Source organism: Desulfocurvus vexinensis DSM 17965 (genome assembly GCF_000519125.1).
Lineage (GTDB): Bacteria > Desulfobacterota > Desulfovibrionia > Desulfovibrionales > Desulfovibrionaceae > Desulfocurvus > Desulfocurvus vexinensis.
The window spans coordinates 204021-218042 of record NZ_KI912582.1; the positions used below are offsets into that span (position 1 = coordinate 204021).

Below are 14022 nucleotides of genomic sequence, written 5' to 3' on the forward strand. Positions count from 1 at the left end.
CCCGAGGTCTTCGGGAGGGGTGTGATGATCGCCAGTATGACCCAGGGCCGGCTGCGGCTGCGCAGCGGGGCGCTGAAGGTGGAGGACGTGGCCCGCGAGGCCCGCGAAAGGCTCTTGGATCTCAAGGGTGTGCTCGAGGTGCAGGTCAACCGGCGGGTGGGCAGCCTGCTGGTCTGCTACGACAAGGCGCGCATCGGTGCCGAGGCGCTGCTCGGGCGCGTGGCCGAGCTGCTGCACGTGGACCTGGAGCGCCTGAAGGCCGGGGTCGCCCGGGCCGACAAGGCCCTGCGCACCCCCGAGGCCCGGCGCGCCGTCAAGCGCGGCATGGCCGGGGCGGTGGTCCTGGCCGTGGGCGCCCTGGCGGTGTCCGGCAAGGTCCACGCCGGGGCGGGGGCGCTGTTCCTGGCCCTGGCCGGGGTCCATGTGTTCCAGAACCGCCGGACCCTTTTGCGCTAGCAGGCCGGGCCCGCAGCCGGAAAACGAACGAGGCCGACGCGCGCTGTGCGCGTCGGCCTCGCGGCGTTTGTGCGGGCGGGGGGCTAGTGCCGGGGCAGCACCGGGCGCATGCTGTGGGCGCAGGTGAGCACGGTGCCCGCGTTATGCAGCAGGGCCAGCAGCGCCGGGGAGATCAGCCCGGCCACGCCCAGGGCGATGAACAGCGTGTTGCTGCCCACGATGAAGCCGTAGTTGCGCCGGATGCGGCGCATGGCCCGCCGGGCGATGGCCATGGTGTCCAGCAGGCCGTCCAGGCGCGGGGTGGTCAGCAGCACGTCGCAGGCCTCGCGGGCGATGTCCGCCCCGTGCTTCATGGACACGCCGACATCGGCGCGGGTCAGGGCCGCCGAGTCGTTGATGCCGTCGCCGACCATGGCCACGGTCAGCCCGGCGGCGCGCAGTTCGTCCACGATGGCCGTCTTGTCCGTGGGCAGCACGCCCGCGCGGTATTCCTTGATGCCCAGCTCCTCGGCCACGCGCCGGGCGCTGGCCTCGCCGTCGCCGGTGAGCATGATGATGCGCGAAAGGCCCATGTTCTCCAGGCGGCGCATGAAGCGCGGGGCGTCGGGGTGGATGGGGTCCTCGATGCAGATGACGCCGGCCAGCTGCCCGCCGATGGCCATGTACAGCGCGGTGTGCCCGCTGGCCGCGCAGCGGCGGATGGATTCCTCGGCGGGGTCCAGGTCCACGCCTTCGTCCTCGTGGACGAAATGGCGGCTGCCCAGCAGCACGCGCTGGCCGTCCAGGGTCGAGGAGATGCCGTGGGCCAGGATGTATTCCACCTCGGCGTGGCGCTCGCGGTGGTCCAGGCCTTCCTCCTCGGCCTTGCGCACCACGGCCTCGGCCACGGGGTGCGGGAAGTGCTCCTCCAGGCAGGCGGCGTGGCGCAGGATGTATTCGCGCGAGTAGTCGCCCACGGGGCACACGTCCACCACGCTGGGCCGGGCCTGGGTCAGGGTGCCGGTCTTGTCCAGGATGATGGCGTCGGCCCGGGCCAGGGCTTCCAGGTGCTTGCCGCCCTTGACCAGCACCCCGCGCCGCGCGGCCTCCAGGATGGCCGCGCGCACGGCCAGGGGCGTGGAGAGCTTGATGGCGCAGGAGTAGTCGGCCAGCAGCACGGCGGCGGCCTGGCGCACGTTGCGCGTCACCGCGAAGACCAGTCCGGCCAGGATGAAGGAGAAGGGCACGATGCGGTCGGCCATGCGCACGGCCTGGCTGTGGACCTCGGCGCGCATGGACTCGGACTCGGTGATGACCTGGGCGATCTGCGCCAGGCGGGTGTGGTCGCCCACGCCCTCGGCCAGGATGGTCAGGTCGCCTTCCTCCACCACGGTGCCCGCCAGCACCTCGTGGCCCACGGCCTTGCGCACGGCCAGGGGTTCCCCGGTCATGGACGACTGGTTGACCATGGCCGTGCCGTCGGCCACCACGCCGTCCACGGGGATGGCCAGGCCGGACTTGACGATGACCAGATCGCCCGCCTGCAACTCGCCAGCGGGGATGCGCACGGGCTGGCCCTGGCGCAGCACCCAGGCGGGCCGGTCCTCGCCGCGCAGCATGGCCGCGATGTTGCCGCGCGATTTTTCGCGGGTCCATTCCTCCAGGGTCTCGCTGATGTCCAGCAGCAGGAAGATGGTCCCGGCGGTGTTGAAGTCGCGCAGGGCCAGGGACGAGCCGATGGCTGCGGCGTCGAGCACGGCCACGTCGAGCCTGCCCCGGGCCAGGGAGCGCAGCCCGCCGAGCAAAAGCGGCGCCACCTGCCAGGCCAGCCACCAGGGCCGCAGCCACATGGGCATGAACAGACGGCGCAGATAGAAATTGGCCACCTTGCGGGCGATGATCAGGACGGGGTGCTCCAGGGCCCCGCGCTGGCGGTCGGCCTGGCAGACCCCGGGCAGCAGGCATTCGGCGCCGGGGGGCGTGCGGCGGCACACGGCGGGTTGGCAGCAGGCGTCTTCGGCCAGGGCCGGGAGCCCGGGGTCTGGCGCGGGGGGCTGGGCCTGGGCCAGCAGGATGTCCACGGCCAGGGCCGTGAGGGCCTCGTCGGCGCGCAGCAGGAGCAGGGCCCGGCGGGTGCGCGGGCTGTAGGTGATGTCCAGGGCCTGGCCGCGCAGGGCGGGGGCGGCCTCCAGGGCCCTTGTGGCGGCTTCCAGGGCCGCCGCGCTGCCCGGGGTGAAGCGGATGCGCCCGGGAATCTGGTGGTTGACGAGCATGGTCCTTGGGGGGCTGGGGTGGGCGCGCGGGCGCGCGAGTTCGCCCGGGCCCTGCGGGGCCCGGGGAGGTGCCGTGTCGTGGGGCGGGTCGCGGGGCTAGGCCCCGGCGGAGCCCTTGCCGCCCCGGCCCCGGGCCGGGCCCTTGGCCCCCGCGCGCGGGCCTTTGCCCTTGGGCGCGGCGCCGCTTCCGCCCGTCTTGGGCCTGGCGGCGGGCTTGGTCGCTGCGGCCTTGGACCCAGCGGTCGCCGTGGCGGCGGGCTTGCCCTTGGCCTCTCCCCCGCGGGGGCCCTTGCCCCTGCCCTTGGGAGCGGTCCCGGCGCCGGGTGCCGCCTCGGCCCGGGCGTCTTCCTTGGCCTGGGCCTGCTGGCGGTGGCGGGCCTCGGCCAGGGAGTCCTCCACGTCCTCCATGATCCGCTCGGCCCAGGCCAGCAGATTCTCCTTGATGCCGTAGCCGCCGCGCACCAGCCCGGCCAGGGTCTGGCGGGCCTGCTCGTCGCCCTTGCAGGCGGCAGCGCCCGCCGCACCCAGGGCCGCCCCGGCGAGGAAGTATCCGATGTTGCTCATGGCCGGGACGCCTCCTCGGGCGCTACGGCCTCGCCCCCCTGGGGCCGGGCCATTTCACGGGCCTGGGCCACGGCCTGCTCCACCAGGGGCAAAAGCCGGTCGCGGTGGCGCCAGGCCAGGTAGCAGGCCGCGCCAACGGCGGCCCCGGCCACCAGCAATAGCGCCTTTTCTCCAAGTTCTTTCATAGGAAACTCCGCTGTGGGTAGAGGATTGGAACTCGAGTCTAGCACGGCAGGGCCGCCGGGAAAAGCCCTAGCCGTCGCCCTGGCGGTCTTTTTGCACGCTGGCCCGGCAGGCCTCGCACAGGCCGTAGAGCAGCATCTTGTGCCCGGTCAGCTCGAAGCCGTGGCGCCGGGCCAGGGCTTCCTGCAGGGCCTCGATCCGCGGGTCGAGGACTTCGATGTTGCGGTCGCACGCGGTGCAGATGATGTGGTCGTGATGGGCGCGGCCATAGTCGTACTCGTAGCGCGCCACGCCGTCGCCCAGGCGCAGCTCGCGGGCCAGCCCGGCCTCCTCCAGCAGCCTGAGGGTCCGGTAGACCGTGGCCAGGCCCAGGCCGGGGTCCATGTCCCGGGCGAGCTGGTGCAGCTCCTCGGGGGTCATGTGGTCGTGGTGGTCCATGAAGATCCGCAGCACCACCTGGCGCTGGGGGGTGAGCTTCTGGTTCTTGCCAGCCAGAAACTGCCGGAAGACGTCGATGGGGTCTTTCATGGGCGGTCTCGCTGCGCCGGGGTTGCCGCGCCGGACCGGCCCGCGCGTGGATGGGGACGCGCGGGCCGGAGGGCGGGAGTGGCGGGCGCGGCGGGAGCCCCGCGCCCGTCCGCACTAGAGGCGGGTGCCGACCTGGTACACCAACGTGGCCGCGCCGAAGGCCAGGGCCGTGTTGAAGACCATGGAGAAGGCGGCCCACTTCCAGGACGATTCCTTGGCGATGGCCACCACCGTGACGAAGCACGGGGCGTAGAGCATGGTGAACACCAACAGGCTGATGGCCGTCCAGGCGTTGAAGGCCGGGTCGGCGGCCAGGCGGGCCGACAGGCTGTCGGTCTCCTCGGGGTCCACCTCGCCCAGGGAGTAGGCCGTGCCCAGGGTGGAGACGATGACCTCCTTGGCCGCGAACCCGCCCACCAGGGCGATGTTGGTGCGCCAGTCGTAGCCGGCCAGGCTGGTCAGGCCCTCCAGGGCCGTGCCCACGCGCCCGGCCAGGGAGTTGCGCAGGGCGGCCTCGGCTTCGAAGTTGTCCACTTCGGCCAGGCGGTCCTCGAAGGCGGCCAGGGCGTCCTCGGCGGCGCCTGCCTGGCTGGCGGTCTCCATTTCGGCCTCGATGGCCGCGCGCTGCTCCTCGAACTCCCCGGCGCGCTCCTCGGGCAGGCCGGGGAAGGTCATGGCCGCCCACAAGAGGATGGAGATGGCCAGGATGATGGTACCGGCCTTCTTGATGTACTGCCAGCCGCGCTCCCAGGTGTGGATGAGCACGCCGCGCAGGGTGGGGATGCGGTAGGGCGGCAGCTCCATGAGGAACGGCGTGGCCGCGCCCTGGATGACCGTGCCTCGCAGAAGCCGCGCCACCAGCAGCGCCATGGCCCAGGCGCCCAGGGTCAGCACGAACATGGCGTTGCCCGCCGTGTCGGGGAAGAAGGCGGCGATGAGCAGGATGAACACCGGCACCTTGGCGCCGCAGGACATGAACGGGGCGGTGAGGATGGTCGCCAGGCGCTCGGGCGGGCTGCGCAGGGTGCGCGCGGCCATGACGCCGGGCACGGCGCAGCCGCCGGGGATGCCGCCGGAGATGATGAAGGGCATCACCGAGCTGCCGTGCAGGCCGAAGAGCTTGAACACGCGGTCCAGGATGTAGGCCAGCCGGGCCATGTAGCCCAGGTCTTCCAGGAAGGCCAGGCACAGGAACATGACCAGGATGAGCGGCACGAAGCCGAGCACGCCGCCCACGCCGTCGATGATGCCCGAGACGATGAGCGACTGGAACAGGCCCTCGGGGATGGACGCCTCGGCCACCCCGCCCAGCCAGCCGAAGAACGTCTCCAGCCAGCCCATGGGAATCTCGCCGATGGCGAAGGTGAGCTGGAACATGCCGTAGAGCACGGCCAGCATGATGATCGGCCCGAGGAAGGCGTTGGTGACCACCTTGTCCACGCGGTCGGACAGGCGGATGCTCTCGACGGTCGTGTCCTTGCGGACCACGCCCTCGCGCAGCAGGGCGGCGATGTAGCCGTAGCGGTGGTCGGCGATGATGGACTCGGGGTGGGTGTTCTCGGTGCGCCGGACATGGGCGGCCACGCGGTCGGCGATGGACGAAAGGGCGGCGGCCAGGGCCTTGTCGCGCTGGCTCATGGCGACGATGTCGGGGTCGCCTTCGAGGAATTTCAGGGCCACCCAGCGCGCGGGCACCAGCGCGGCCATGAGGCCCGAGTTCTTGACCAGCGGTTCCATCTCGTCCAGGGCGGCGTCGATGTCGCGGCCATAGGAGATGCACAGCGGCGTGGTCTTGCCACGATTGGCCTCGGCGTAGGCCACGGCCTCGCGGATCAGGGCCTCCTTGCCCTCGCCGTCGCGGGCGATGGTCTCCACCACCGGCACGCCCATGAGCGCGGAGAGCTTGGCGGTGTCGATGGTCATGCGCCTGCGGCGGACCTCGTCCATCATGTTCAGCGCCAGGATGAGCGGGGCGCCCAGCTCAAGGAACTGCACGGCCAGATACAGGCTGCGCTCCAGGGTGTTGGCGTCGAGCACGTCGATGACGGCGTGGGGCTTCTCGTTGATGAGGAAGTTGCGCGCCGCCAGCTCCTCCTGGGAGTAGGGCGTCAGCGAGTAGGTGCCGGGCAGGTCCACCACGCGCACGTCACGGTCGCCCGAGCGCAGCAGGCCCTCCTTCTTGGCCACGGTGACGCCGGGGTAGTTGCCCACATGCTGCCGGGCCCCGGTGAGGGCGTTGAACATGGTGGTCTTGCCGGAATTAGGGTTGCCCGCCAGGGCGAAGGTCAGTTTCTCAGACATCGGCGCACTCCAGGACTGTGACGGTGATGTGGTCGGCCTCGTTGTTGCGCAGGGTCAGGGTGAAGTCGCGCAGGCGGATGGCCACGGGGTCGCGCAGCGGGGCCTTGCCGATGACCTGGATCTCGGTGTCGGGCACCAGGCCCATGTCGCGGATGCGCCTGCCCAGTTCGCCCTGGGCGGTGACCTGACGGATTTTTGCCCGGCAGTTGATCTTGAGCTGCCGCAGTCCTGTGGTCTGTTCCATGGGGTGATCCTCCGGTGCCGCTCCTGCTCCGCGCGAGGCAGCGGCGGAAAACGGTGATTCGCGCATCGCCGGGCCGGGCGGTCCGGCGGGCGCTGCGGGTGGGGCGCGATGCCCCCGGCCCCGGGGCGTGGGCGGGGGCCGGGCCGCGCCATCCAGGCGCGGCACGACAGTGTTGATATTGAAAATGGTTCTCACTGTCAACTGGCTTGTGCAAAAATTTGGGGCGGGGCGGCGGGGACATTCGGTGGGCGGGGAGTTGGCAGGGGGCGTCAGTCGGCGGGAGCATAAAAGGACAGGGAAGGCTGGGGGCGGGTGGGGCTGTCGCGGCCTTCATGCCGCGCGGACCCCGGTGGGCCTGTCGCTGGCCCGCCGCTCGCGCCACTGCGGCGGGCGATCTGCGGCTTTGTCGCGCGCCCGCGCGCCAGGGGAAGTGCACGGCCACGCCCTGGATCTGGACACCGCGCACAGCCGCGTGCCCGCGCGCTCAGGGAGAAAGCAAAGCCGCCTCAAGCTGCGCCCGGAGCGCCGACCGCGCGTCCGTGCGCTTGGGGATAGGGCTTGAGCTGTGCGCACATGGCCGCATTGCGGTCCCGCGTGCTCGCGCGCCCGGAGATAAGGCTGTCAGGCAGCAGTTCCAGCAGCGTGATTCCCCGCGTGCCCGCGCGCCCGGAGATAAGGGTTCAGCACTACGCCGCCAGCTGGGCAGAACCCCCGCGTGCCCGCGCGTCCGGTGATAAGGCCAGCACTCGCACGTCCACCACCCCCGGGGTCGGCGCGTGCCCCCGCCCCGGAGGCAGGGCAGGAAGACTCGCCATCTCGCGGCGCTCCCATCCTCCCGGATTGCGTGCCTTGCCCGCTGTTCCGCTCCTCCCGGCGCTCGGGCTGTGCCGGACGGGCGATTCCGTGCGAAGCTGCACTTTTCGCGGCGAAACGCGAAAGATATTATTGACAATGATTTTCAATTTCAATTAGGGTCGGCTCCGCGTGGCCCCGCCGGGGCGGCGCGCGCCGGAGGGGACTCCGGTCTACCGGGGGCGGCCTCCGGCGGGCCGGGGCGGGGCCGGCCATCCCGAAGGGGTCTGGCCTTGCGCAGGGCCTGCCATGAGAGTCGAACAGCCATGAAAGTCGATACCAAACTGTCCCTGATCCTCGGCCTGACCGTGCTCGCGCCCATGGCGGCGGCGCTGTTCCTGGCCTACGGCAACCGCATGGAGCAGCTCGAGCTGTTCCTGTGCGTGTTCATCATCGCCTTCGCCATCGCCCTCAAGCCGCTGGCCAACTACCTGGGCAACGTCATCTTCATGGCCGACATCCGGGCCATGAACAACTTCTGCCTGCGGGTGAAGCAGGGCGACTACGACGCCGAATGGCCCCTGCCCCCCGAGGGCGACGACGAGCACGAGCTCATGCAACTCAAGCGCAATTTCTACTGGATGGTCCACGCCATTGCCAGCCGCGAGGACTGGCTGCGCTGCCGCCTGAACGACACGGCCCAGAGCATGGAGAAGTTCGAGCAGCTCTCCTTTCTCGACGGCCTGACGCGCATCTCCAACCGCCGCTTCTTCGAGATCCGCGTGCGCGAGATGGCCGCCCGGGCCCTGGAGCGCGGCGAGGCCTTCCACCTGATGATGATCGACTGCGACGGGTTCAAGGGCGTGAACGACACCCTGGGGCACATGGCGGGCGACGACCTGCTCATCCGCCTGGCGGAGATCCTGCGCCTGTCCACCCGCGAGGAGAAGGACACGCCCTTCCGCTACGGGGGCGACGAGTTCGGGGTGCTGGTGGCCGGGGTGTCGCGCCGGGGCGCGGTGGAGCTGGCCGAGCGCATCCGCCGCCGTTTCGCCGACCTGGGCATCCCCGGCACCTCGCTCAGCGTGGGCGTGGCCGAGGGCCCCGGGCCGCTGCTGGGCGACGTGGAGCTCGTGGCCGAAGAGCTCAAGCGCGCGGCGGACGACGCCCTCTATGCCGCCAAGAACGGCGGCAAGAACCGCGTGGTCACGGCCTGGGCCGACGGCCCGGAGCAGCCCGCAGCCCCGGCGGGCCCGGTGGTCAGCGCCGGATAGCTTCCGCCCGGGGCCGCGCCTGCGGGCCCCGGGGCAGGGCGGCCTGCCCCGGCGCGACGGGCTGGCTGGCCCCCGCATCCCCGTGCGGACGCAAAAGCCAGCGGGCTGCCCCGCTGGCTCCACCAATGCCGTTGCTTCAGGATTCACTCCGCCTGCCCGGCCAAGCCACCCATTTCGCGACCGGGGCGGAGCATGACCTCCGCCCCGCAGCGCCCCGGCTAGCGCCTGCGCTGGGCGGCGCCGCCGCCCGTTCCGGCCCCGGGGGCCTCGGCGGGGGCTTCGGCGTCGCGGCGCTGGCGGGCCAGCTTGAGGTAGCGCCGGCGCATGTCGTCGAAGGTCTCGCGGGTTTCGCGGCGCGCGGCCGGGGTCAGGAACGAGGAGAGCTTCTTCTCCAGCACGTGGGGGTTGGTCTCGGTCTTGATGGCCGTGACGCCCTCGATGATCAGCTTGTGGACCAGGATCTCCCGGTCGGTCTTGCTGCGGATGTTCTCGGCCACGGGCGAGAGCACGAAGTTGCCCAGCAGGATGCCGTACAGGGTGGAGATGAGCGCGATGGGGATGTATTTGAGGATTTCGCCGGTGTTGCCCAGCCCGAAGAGCAGGCCGATGAGGCCGATGACGCTGCCCGCCAGGCCGAAGGCCGGGGAGTAGGCCGCCATGGCCCGGAACACGCGCTCCTGCTGGCGGCGCCGGATCTTGAAGAAATGGATCTCCGTCATCAGGATGTCGCGGATGTCGTCCACGGCGTAGTTGTCGGCCACCATGTTCAGGGCTTCGCGCAGGAAGTTGAAGGTGGTGCGCTCCCCGGCGTGCTCGAGGCTTTGCAGCCCGTCCACGCGCGAGCGGATGGACAGGTCCAGCAGCACGCCGATGACGTCGTCGGGGTTGGTGCCGCCGTGGCGGTAGGCGCCCCGGGCCACGAAAAAGGCGGTCTTGATCTGGTCCAGCGGGAAGGAGAGCAGCGTGGCGCCCAGGGTGCCCGAGGCCACGACCAGGATGGCCTCCAGGTTCAGGTAGGCCCCCAGGCTGCCAGCCATGGCGAAGGCGATGATGAAGATGATCACGCACAGGGCGGCGCCGATGGCGTTGGAACGGGTCATTGCCCTTCTCCCTTGTAGTCGATGGACGCGGGGGCCGTTGGCCGCTTGAGCTCGATTTCCACGCGGCGGTTGCGCAGCCTGCTTTCGGGGGTGATGTTCGGGGTGCGCGGCTTGTACATGGCATGCCCGGAAACGGTGATCTGCGCGGGGTCCACCCGCCCGGCGCCCATGAGCACGCGCGCCACGTTCAGCGCCCGCGCGGTGGAGAGCTCCCAGTTGGTCTCGAACTCGGGGGTGTGCACGGGGGTGTTGTCCGTGTGCCCATGGACGTGCACGTCGTAGCGGGCCTTGGCCGCGATGGCCGACACGGCGGCCAGGAAGCGCAGGCCCTCGGGCTGCACTCGGGCGTCGAAGCGCTCGAAGAGCATGGGCCCGTGCATGCTGATGCGCACGGTGTCGCCCTCCAGTTCCACATGCACGTCGGTCAGGGCCGACTCGGTGACCGCCGCGCTGACGGACTCGAAGAGCTTCTGCGGGCCCGTTTCAGGCAGCAGGCCGGGCACGTGCTTGTCGTACACCGGCACATCGCCCTTGCGCGTGCCCACCTCGGAGACCTGGTCCACACTTTCGAACTCCACATGCCCCCGGAACGCCTGGAGATAGTCCATCTTCGCGCTGGCGTAGACGAAGAGCACCGTGAACAGCACGAACATGGTCATCATCAGGTCGGCCCAGGGCACGGACCAGTGGACCTCGGGCACGTCGGTGTCGCCGCCGAAGATGTCCTCCTCGTACAGCTTGATGCGCCGGGCGCGGGCCACGGCGGGGTCGGGCACGGGCCCGGCCAGGGGCGGCGGGGCGCCCTGGGCGGTCTGGTCGCTGGGCATGCGGTCCTCCATGGGGGACGGTCCACACGGGAAAGCAAGGACCATGCCCGCCAGCAGGCGGGCGGCGGCCCGGCGCGGGGCGGGGCCGTGAAAGCGGCGGCCCGGGCCGCATTCCGGGCGGCGGGGCCGGGGGCGGGCCGGGCGGCGCGCGGGCGCCGGGCCCCGGGGTGTCGGAAAACCGACGCCCCGCTCAGGGCCCGGGGGCCCAGCCCGCGTAGCAGTCCGCCGGGCCCTGCATCTCGGTCAGCAGGGCATGGAAGTGGCCCACGGCGACCTTGCTGGAGATGCGCACCGGGATGCGCCGCTCGTCGGCGGTGACCCAGACGTGCAGCGCGGCCCCCGGGCTCTTGCGGAACACGCCGCCCACGTGGGACAGGTCCGGCTCCACGAGGTAGCAGTCGAAGGTCCCGGCAGGCACCTCCACGGTCTCGCGGGCCAGCACCGTGGCCCGGCCCAGGACGCATTTCACCCCGTCCGTCACCGGGCGCAGCACCGTGCCCCCCAGCTCCAGGGGCATGATGCGGAAGGCGTAGAACACCGACAGGGGGTCGAAGGTGTCCGGGTAGACGCCGATGGGGTCCTTGGGGCCGTTGGTGAGGTTGGAGTACTGGGCCTTGAAGCGGTCCCAGAAGAAGCGCACCGTGATGTCGCGCTTGTAGGAGCCCTCGCGCTGCTTCTTGAGGTAGAGCAGCGAGCGGTTCAGCCCGGTGTCGGTGTAGGCGTCCACCGTGTCGCGGACCTTGTAGAAGAAGTCCACGAACTCGGTGGTCTTGGCCTGCATCCGGAAGTGCAGGGCAGGCTCGCCGTCCACCTGCGTCACGGGCAAGACCTCGATGGACGACTCTCCGGCGGTGAGGGCGGCCCAGCGCAGGGTGTAGACCAGCCGCTCGCCCGCGCAGAAGGGCAGGCCCTCCAGGGCCGTGGCGGGCGCGGGCCGCAAGGCGGCCAGGGCCAGGACCAGGGCCAGGACAGTCAGGGGACGGATGCGGGGATTCGCCATGGGCTCGGGCGCTCCGGTCAGGGTTGCGGGGACGCGGCAGGCGCAACCATATCCTGGATCGGGCCCGGGGAAAAGGGGGCGCCGGGGGAGCGGCGGGCCGCTCCCCCGGCGCGGGGGTTGTTTGTATCTTGCCTGTGCCGTTATGCCTTGGCGATGGTGATGAAGTGCTCCTGCATGGCGATGGCGCCGCCCGCCGGGTCCACCTTGTCCAGGCCGCCGGTCATCATCTCCTGGTCGGCGATGCCCCGCGAGGAGCGCGATTCGGCGGGGATGCGGTGGCCGAAGCCGTGGACCATGAAGGCCGCCTCGGGGTGGATGAAGTCCGTGACCAGGGCCACGGACTGGGCCGAGTAGCCCCCGCCGGACACGGTGATGGCGTCACCGTCGGCCAGGCCCAGGGCCTTGGCCCGGGCGGTGTTGATCCACACCGGGTTCACGGGCATCTGCTCGTTGAGCATGGTGTTGTTGACGGTGTGACCCTGGGTGTGCAGGGCGCAGCGGCCAAAGGCGATGCGGAACTGGCCTTCGGGCGGGGCCGCCGGGCTCTGGTAGGGCAGCAGCGAGGGCAGGCCCATGTCTTCGAGCTTCTGGCAGACGACCTCGATCTTGCCCGAGGGCGTGCCGAACTTGAGCTCGTCCCAGGTGCGGTACTTGGGCTTGTCGGCCAGCCAGATCTCGCCGGTGGCGTCGAAGTCCGCCGGGGTGTAACCCGTGCCGTCGAGCTGGAAGTTCCACATGTCCTGGGCGGTCTCGAAGGCCAGCTCGGGGCGGCCCAGGCGCTTGGCCAGCCCGCCGAGGATTTCCCATTCGGCCCGGGTGTCGTAGCGCGGCTCCACGGCGCGGTCGCGGCGGAAGAAGTACGCCTTGACGCCCTTCTTGGTGGCGATGGGCGAGTCGCGCTCCAGGTAGGTGCTCATGGGCAGGACCACGTCGGCGTGCCAGGCGGTGTCGGACCAGCTGAAGGTCGTGGCTACCAGCAGGTCGAGGTTTTCCCATATCTTCTTCATGCGTGCCTGGTCGGGCATGGCGTGCAGCGGGTCGTGGCGGTGCACGATGTAGGCCTTGACCGGGTACGGGTCGCCGGATTCGATGGCCTCGTAGGCCTTGTTGATGAGCCCGGGGCCCGCGTCGATGTGCTTGAGCTTCCAGCCCGCGCCGTCGGCGCGCTTTTCCTCGGGCTTGGGGAACAGGGCCGCGAAGGACTTGAGGCCCTTCTTGCCGAAGTCGCCGGGGCCGTTGACGAAGGGCAGGCCGCCCTTGGCGCCGATGGACCCCAGCAGGGCGTTGATCAGGTACGCCGTGCGGCTGACGTAGAAGGACGTGGTGTAACGCGCGGTCATCCAGCCCGGGTGCCAGATCACGGCGGGGGCGGCGGATTTCAGCTCCTTGCAGAACTTGACGATGGCCTCGGCGGAAATGCCGGTCTCCTGCTCGGCCCACTCGGGGGTGTAGGGCGCGACGAAGGCCTCGAGCGTGTCCAGGCCCTCGATGAAGCGCTCGGCGTAGTCCTTGTCGTACCAGCCGTTGGCCAGCAGGGTGTTGATCACGGCCAGGTTGAAGGCGTAGTCCGTGCCGGGGCGGATCATGAAGAAGTTGTCGGCCTTGGTGGCGGTGATGTTGGCCCGGATGTCGATGCAGGTGACCTTGCCCCCGGCGGCCTTGCTGTCCAGCACGCCGTTGACTTCCTTGACGTTGATGGCCTCGAAGATGTTGCGCGTCTGCAAGACGAGGTGCTTGCAGTTCTTGTAGTCGTAGCCGACTTCCTTGCGGCCCTTGCCCATGACGGACTTGGCGGCGTGTTGCACGTTGCGCGCGCAGGCGGCGTCGTGGTTGCAGTAGTTGGGCGAGCCGATGGCGCGCATGAAGGCCTGGTGCAGGTCGGCGAAGGGGCCGCCGCGGTCGGACCACAGCACCGCGCGCGGGCCGTGCTCGGCCATGATGGCCCGGAGCTTGTCGGCCACGTAGTCCAGGGCCTCGTCCCAGGTCACGGTCTTCCACTTGCCTTCGCCGCGCGCGCCCTGGCGGATCATGGGCGCCTGGGGGCGCTCCTCGTCCATGAGCAGGGCGTAGCCCGCCCCGCCGCGCGGGCACAGGCCGCCGGCCATGCCGGGATCGTGCGGGTTGCCCTGGATGAAGCTCACGTTGCCGTCTTCGGTTTCCACCATGATGGGGCAGCGCACGGAGCACATGCCGCAGACGCTGTAGACGGTTTTCTTGGCCATGGCGATTCTCCCTTCGTCTTGCCCCGGGGGGCGCTGGATGAAAAATACGAGCCCCGTTCCTCCAGGCTCGGCATGTGCGCCGCGAGGCGCGGTCTCCCAGCTACAGGCTGTACAGCAGGCTGGAAGCATTTGGCAACCGGAGTCGCGCTTTTTGTGAATAAAAGAATTTGCGGTTTCCCCCGAAGCGGGATGTGAATTAAAGTAAAATATGTCGGCATATTAGTGGCTGTTGCCCTGGCGGGCGCCCTGCGGGTGCGAAATTAATTTGCAGCGGGGTGC

12 protein-coding genes are annotated in these 14022 nt (G+C 70.4%); 2 read left to right on the forward strand and 10 right to left on the reverse strand.

From position 1 onward, the window contains the following. The first annotated feature begins 24 nt into the window (after positions 1 to 24). Entirely contained in the window at positions 25 to 456 is a 432-nt protein-coding gene (locus G495_RS0115575) for an HMA2 domain-containing protein (protein ID WP_028588512.1), read from the forward strand. Positions 457 to 539: 83 nt separating this feature from the next. On the opposite strand, the gene G495_RS0115580 is transcribed toward G495_RS0115575, so the two are convergent. The 6 genes from G495_RS0115580 to G495_RS0115605 form a co-directional block, all read right to left on the reverse strand. Next, positions 540 to 2708 carry a heavy metal translocating P-type ATPase gene (locus G495_RS0115580; RefSeq protein WP_028588513.1) on the reverse strand — a complete coding sequence of 723 codons (2169 nt, stop codon included), beginning with the start codon at positions 2706 to 2708 and terminating at the stop codon, positions 540 to 542. A gap of 96 nt (positions 2709 to 2804) precedes the next feature. Further along, a complete protein-coding gene (locus G495_RS19760; protein WP_051445461.1) occupies positions 2805 to 3272 on the reverse strand; it encodes a hypothetical protein in 468 nt (155 codons plus the stop codon). Next, complete coding sequence (locus tag G495_RS21920) at positions 3269 to 3457, reverse strand: hypothetical protein (RefSeq protein ID WP_156939739.1); 189 nt, start codon at positions 3455 to 3457, stop codon at positions 3269 to 3271. Before G495_RS21920 ends, G495_RS19760 begins: the two co-directional genes overlap by 4 nt. Positions 3458 to 3524: 67 nt before the next feature. Then, complete coding sequence (locus G495_RS0115595) at positions 3525 to 3983, reverse strand: Fur family transcriptional regulator (protein WP_028588514.1); 459 nt, start codon at positions 3981 to 3983, stop codon at positions 3525 to 3527. 114 nt (positions 3984 to 4097) lie between these two features. Further along, positions 4098 to 6284: a ferrous iron transport protein B gene (gene feoB / locus G495_RS0115600; protein ID WP_028588515.1), complete on the reverse strand. Its 2187-nt coding sequence runs from the start codon at positions 6282 to 6284 to the stop codon at positions 4098 to 4100. Then, entirely contained in the window at positions 6277 to 6528 is a 252-nt protein-coding gene (locus tag G495_RS0115605) for a FeoA family protein (RefSeq protein ID WP_028588516.1), read from the reverse strand. Before G495_RS0115605 ends, feoB begins: the two co-directional genes overlap by 8 nt. A gap of 1118 nt (positions 6529 to 7646) precedes the next feature. Here G495_RS0115605 and G495_RS19765 point away from each other — a divergent pair. Then, positions 7647 to 8594 carry a GGDEF domain-containing protein gene (locus G495_RS19765; protein WP_051445462.1) on the forward strand — a complete coding sequence of 316 codons (948 nt, stop codon included), beginning with the start codon at positions 7647 to 7649 and terminating at the stop codon, positions 8592 to 8594. Positions 8595 to 8812: 218 nt separating this feature from the next. On the opposite strand, the gene G495_RS19770 is transcribed toward G495_RS19765, so the two are convergent. From G495_RS19770 to G495_RS0115630, 4 genes are all read right to left on the reverse strand, one after another. Then, positions 8813 to 9694 carry a motility protein A gene (locus G495_RS19770; RefSeq protein ID WP_051445463.1) on the reverse strand — a complete coding sequence of 294 codons (882 nt, stop codon included), beginning with the start codon at positions 9692 to 9694 and terminating at the stop codon, positions 8813 to 8815. Next, on the reverse strand, positions 9691 to 10521 hold the full coding sequence (locus G495_RS20670; RefSeq protein ID WP_051445464.1) for an OmpA/MotB family protein: 831 nt from the start codon (positions 10519 to 10521) through the stop codon (positions 9691 to 9693). The genes G495_RS19770 and G495_RS20670 overlap by 4 nt, the downstream gene beginning before the upstream one ends. 190 nt (positions 10522 to 10711) lie before the next feature. Then, the gene (locus G495_RS0115625; RefSeq protein ID WP_051445465.1) at positions 10712 to 11521 is read right to left on the reverse strand and encodes a DUF3108 domain-containing protein; all 810 of its coding nucleotides are present in this window, start codon (positions 11519 to 11521) and stop codon (positions 10712 to 10714) included. Between the two features lie 140 nt (positions 11522 to 11661). Further along, positions 11662 to 13743 (reverse strand): molybdopterin-dependent oxidoreductase, encoded by a 2082-nt coding sequence (locus G495_RS0115630; protein ID WP_028588518.1) that lies wholly within the window; start codon positions 13741 to 13743, stop codon positions 11662 to 11664. Positions 13744 to 14022 lie beyond the last annotated feature (279 nt).

What these genes read in the sequence shown, in the direction of transcription:
- G495_RS0115575 (WP_028588512.1), top strand. Translation starts at nt 25, where the DNA reads ATGATCGCCAGTATGACCCAGGGCCGGCTGCGGCTGCGCAGCGGGGCG.
- G495_RS0115580 (WP_028588513.1), bottom strand. Translation starts at nt 2,708, where the DNA reads ATGCTCGTCAACCACCAGATTCCCGGGCGCATCCGCTTCACCCCGGGC.
- G495_RS19760 (WP_051445461.1), bottom strand. Translation starts at nt 3,272, where the DNA reads ATGAGCAACATCGGATACTTCCTCGCCGGGGCGGCCCTGGGTGCGGCG.
- G495_RS21920 (WP_156939739.1), bottom strand. Translation starts at nt 3,457, where the DNA reads ATGAAAGAACTTGGAGAAAAGGCGCTATTGCTGGTGGCCGGGGCCGCC.
- G495_RS0115595 (WP_028588514.1), bottom strand. Translation starts at nt 3,983, where the DNA reads ATGAAAGACCCCATCGACGTCTTCCGGCAGTTTCTGGCTGGCAAGAAC.
- feoB (WP_028588515.1), bottom strand. Translation starts at nt 6,284, where the DNA reads ATGTCTGAGAAACTGACCTTCGCCCTGGCGGGCAACCCTAATTCCGGC.
- G495_RS0115605 (WP_028588516.1), bottom strand. Translation starts at nt 6,528, where the DNA reads ATGGAACAGACCACAGGACTGCGGCAGCTCAAGATCAACTGCCGGGCA.
- G495_RS19765 (WP_051445462.1), top strand. Translation starts at nt 7,647, where the DNA reads ATGAAAGTCGATACCAAACTGTCCCTGATCCTCGGCCTGACCGTGCTC.
- G495_RS19770 (WP_051445463.1), bottom strand. Translation starts at nt 9,694, where the DNA reads ATGACCCGTTCCAACGCCATCGGCGCCGCCCTGTGCGTGATCATCTTC.
- G495_RS20670 (WP_051445464.1), bottom strand. Translation starts at nt 10,521, where the DNA reads ATGCCCAGCGACCAGACCGCCCAGGGCGCCCCGCCGCCCCTGGCCGGG.
- G495_RS0115625 (WP_051445465.1), bottom strand. Translation starts at nt 11,521, where the DNA reads ATGGCGAATCCCCGCATCCGTCCCCTGACTGTCCTGGCCCTGGTCCTG.
- G495_RS0115630 (WP_028588518.1), bottom strand. Translation starts at nt 13,743, where the DNA reads ATGGCCAAGAAAACCGTCTACAGCGTCTGCGGCATGTGCTCCGTGCGC.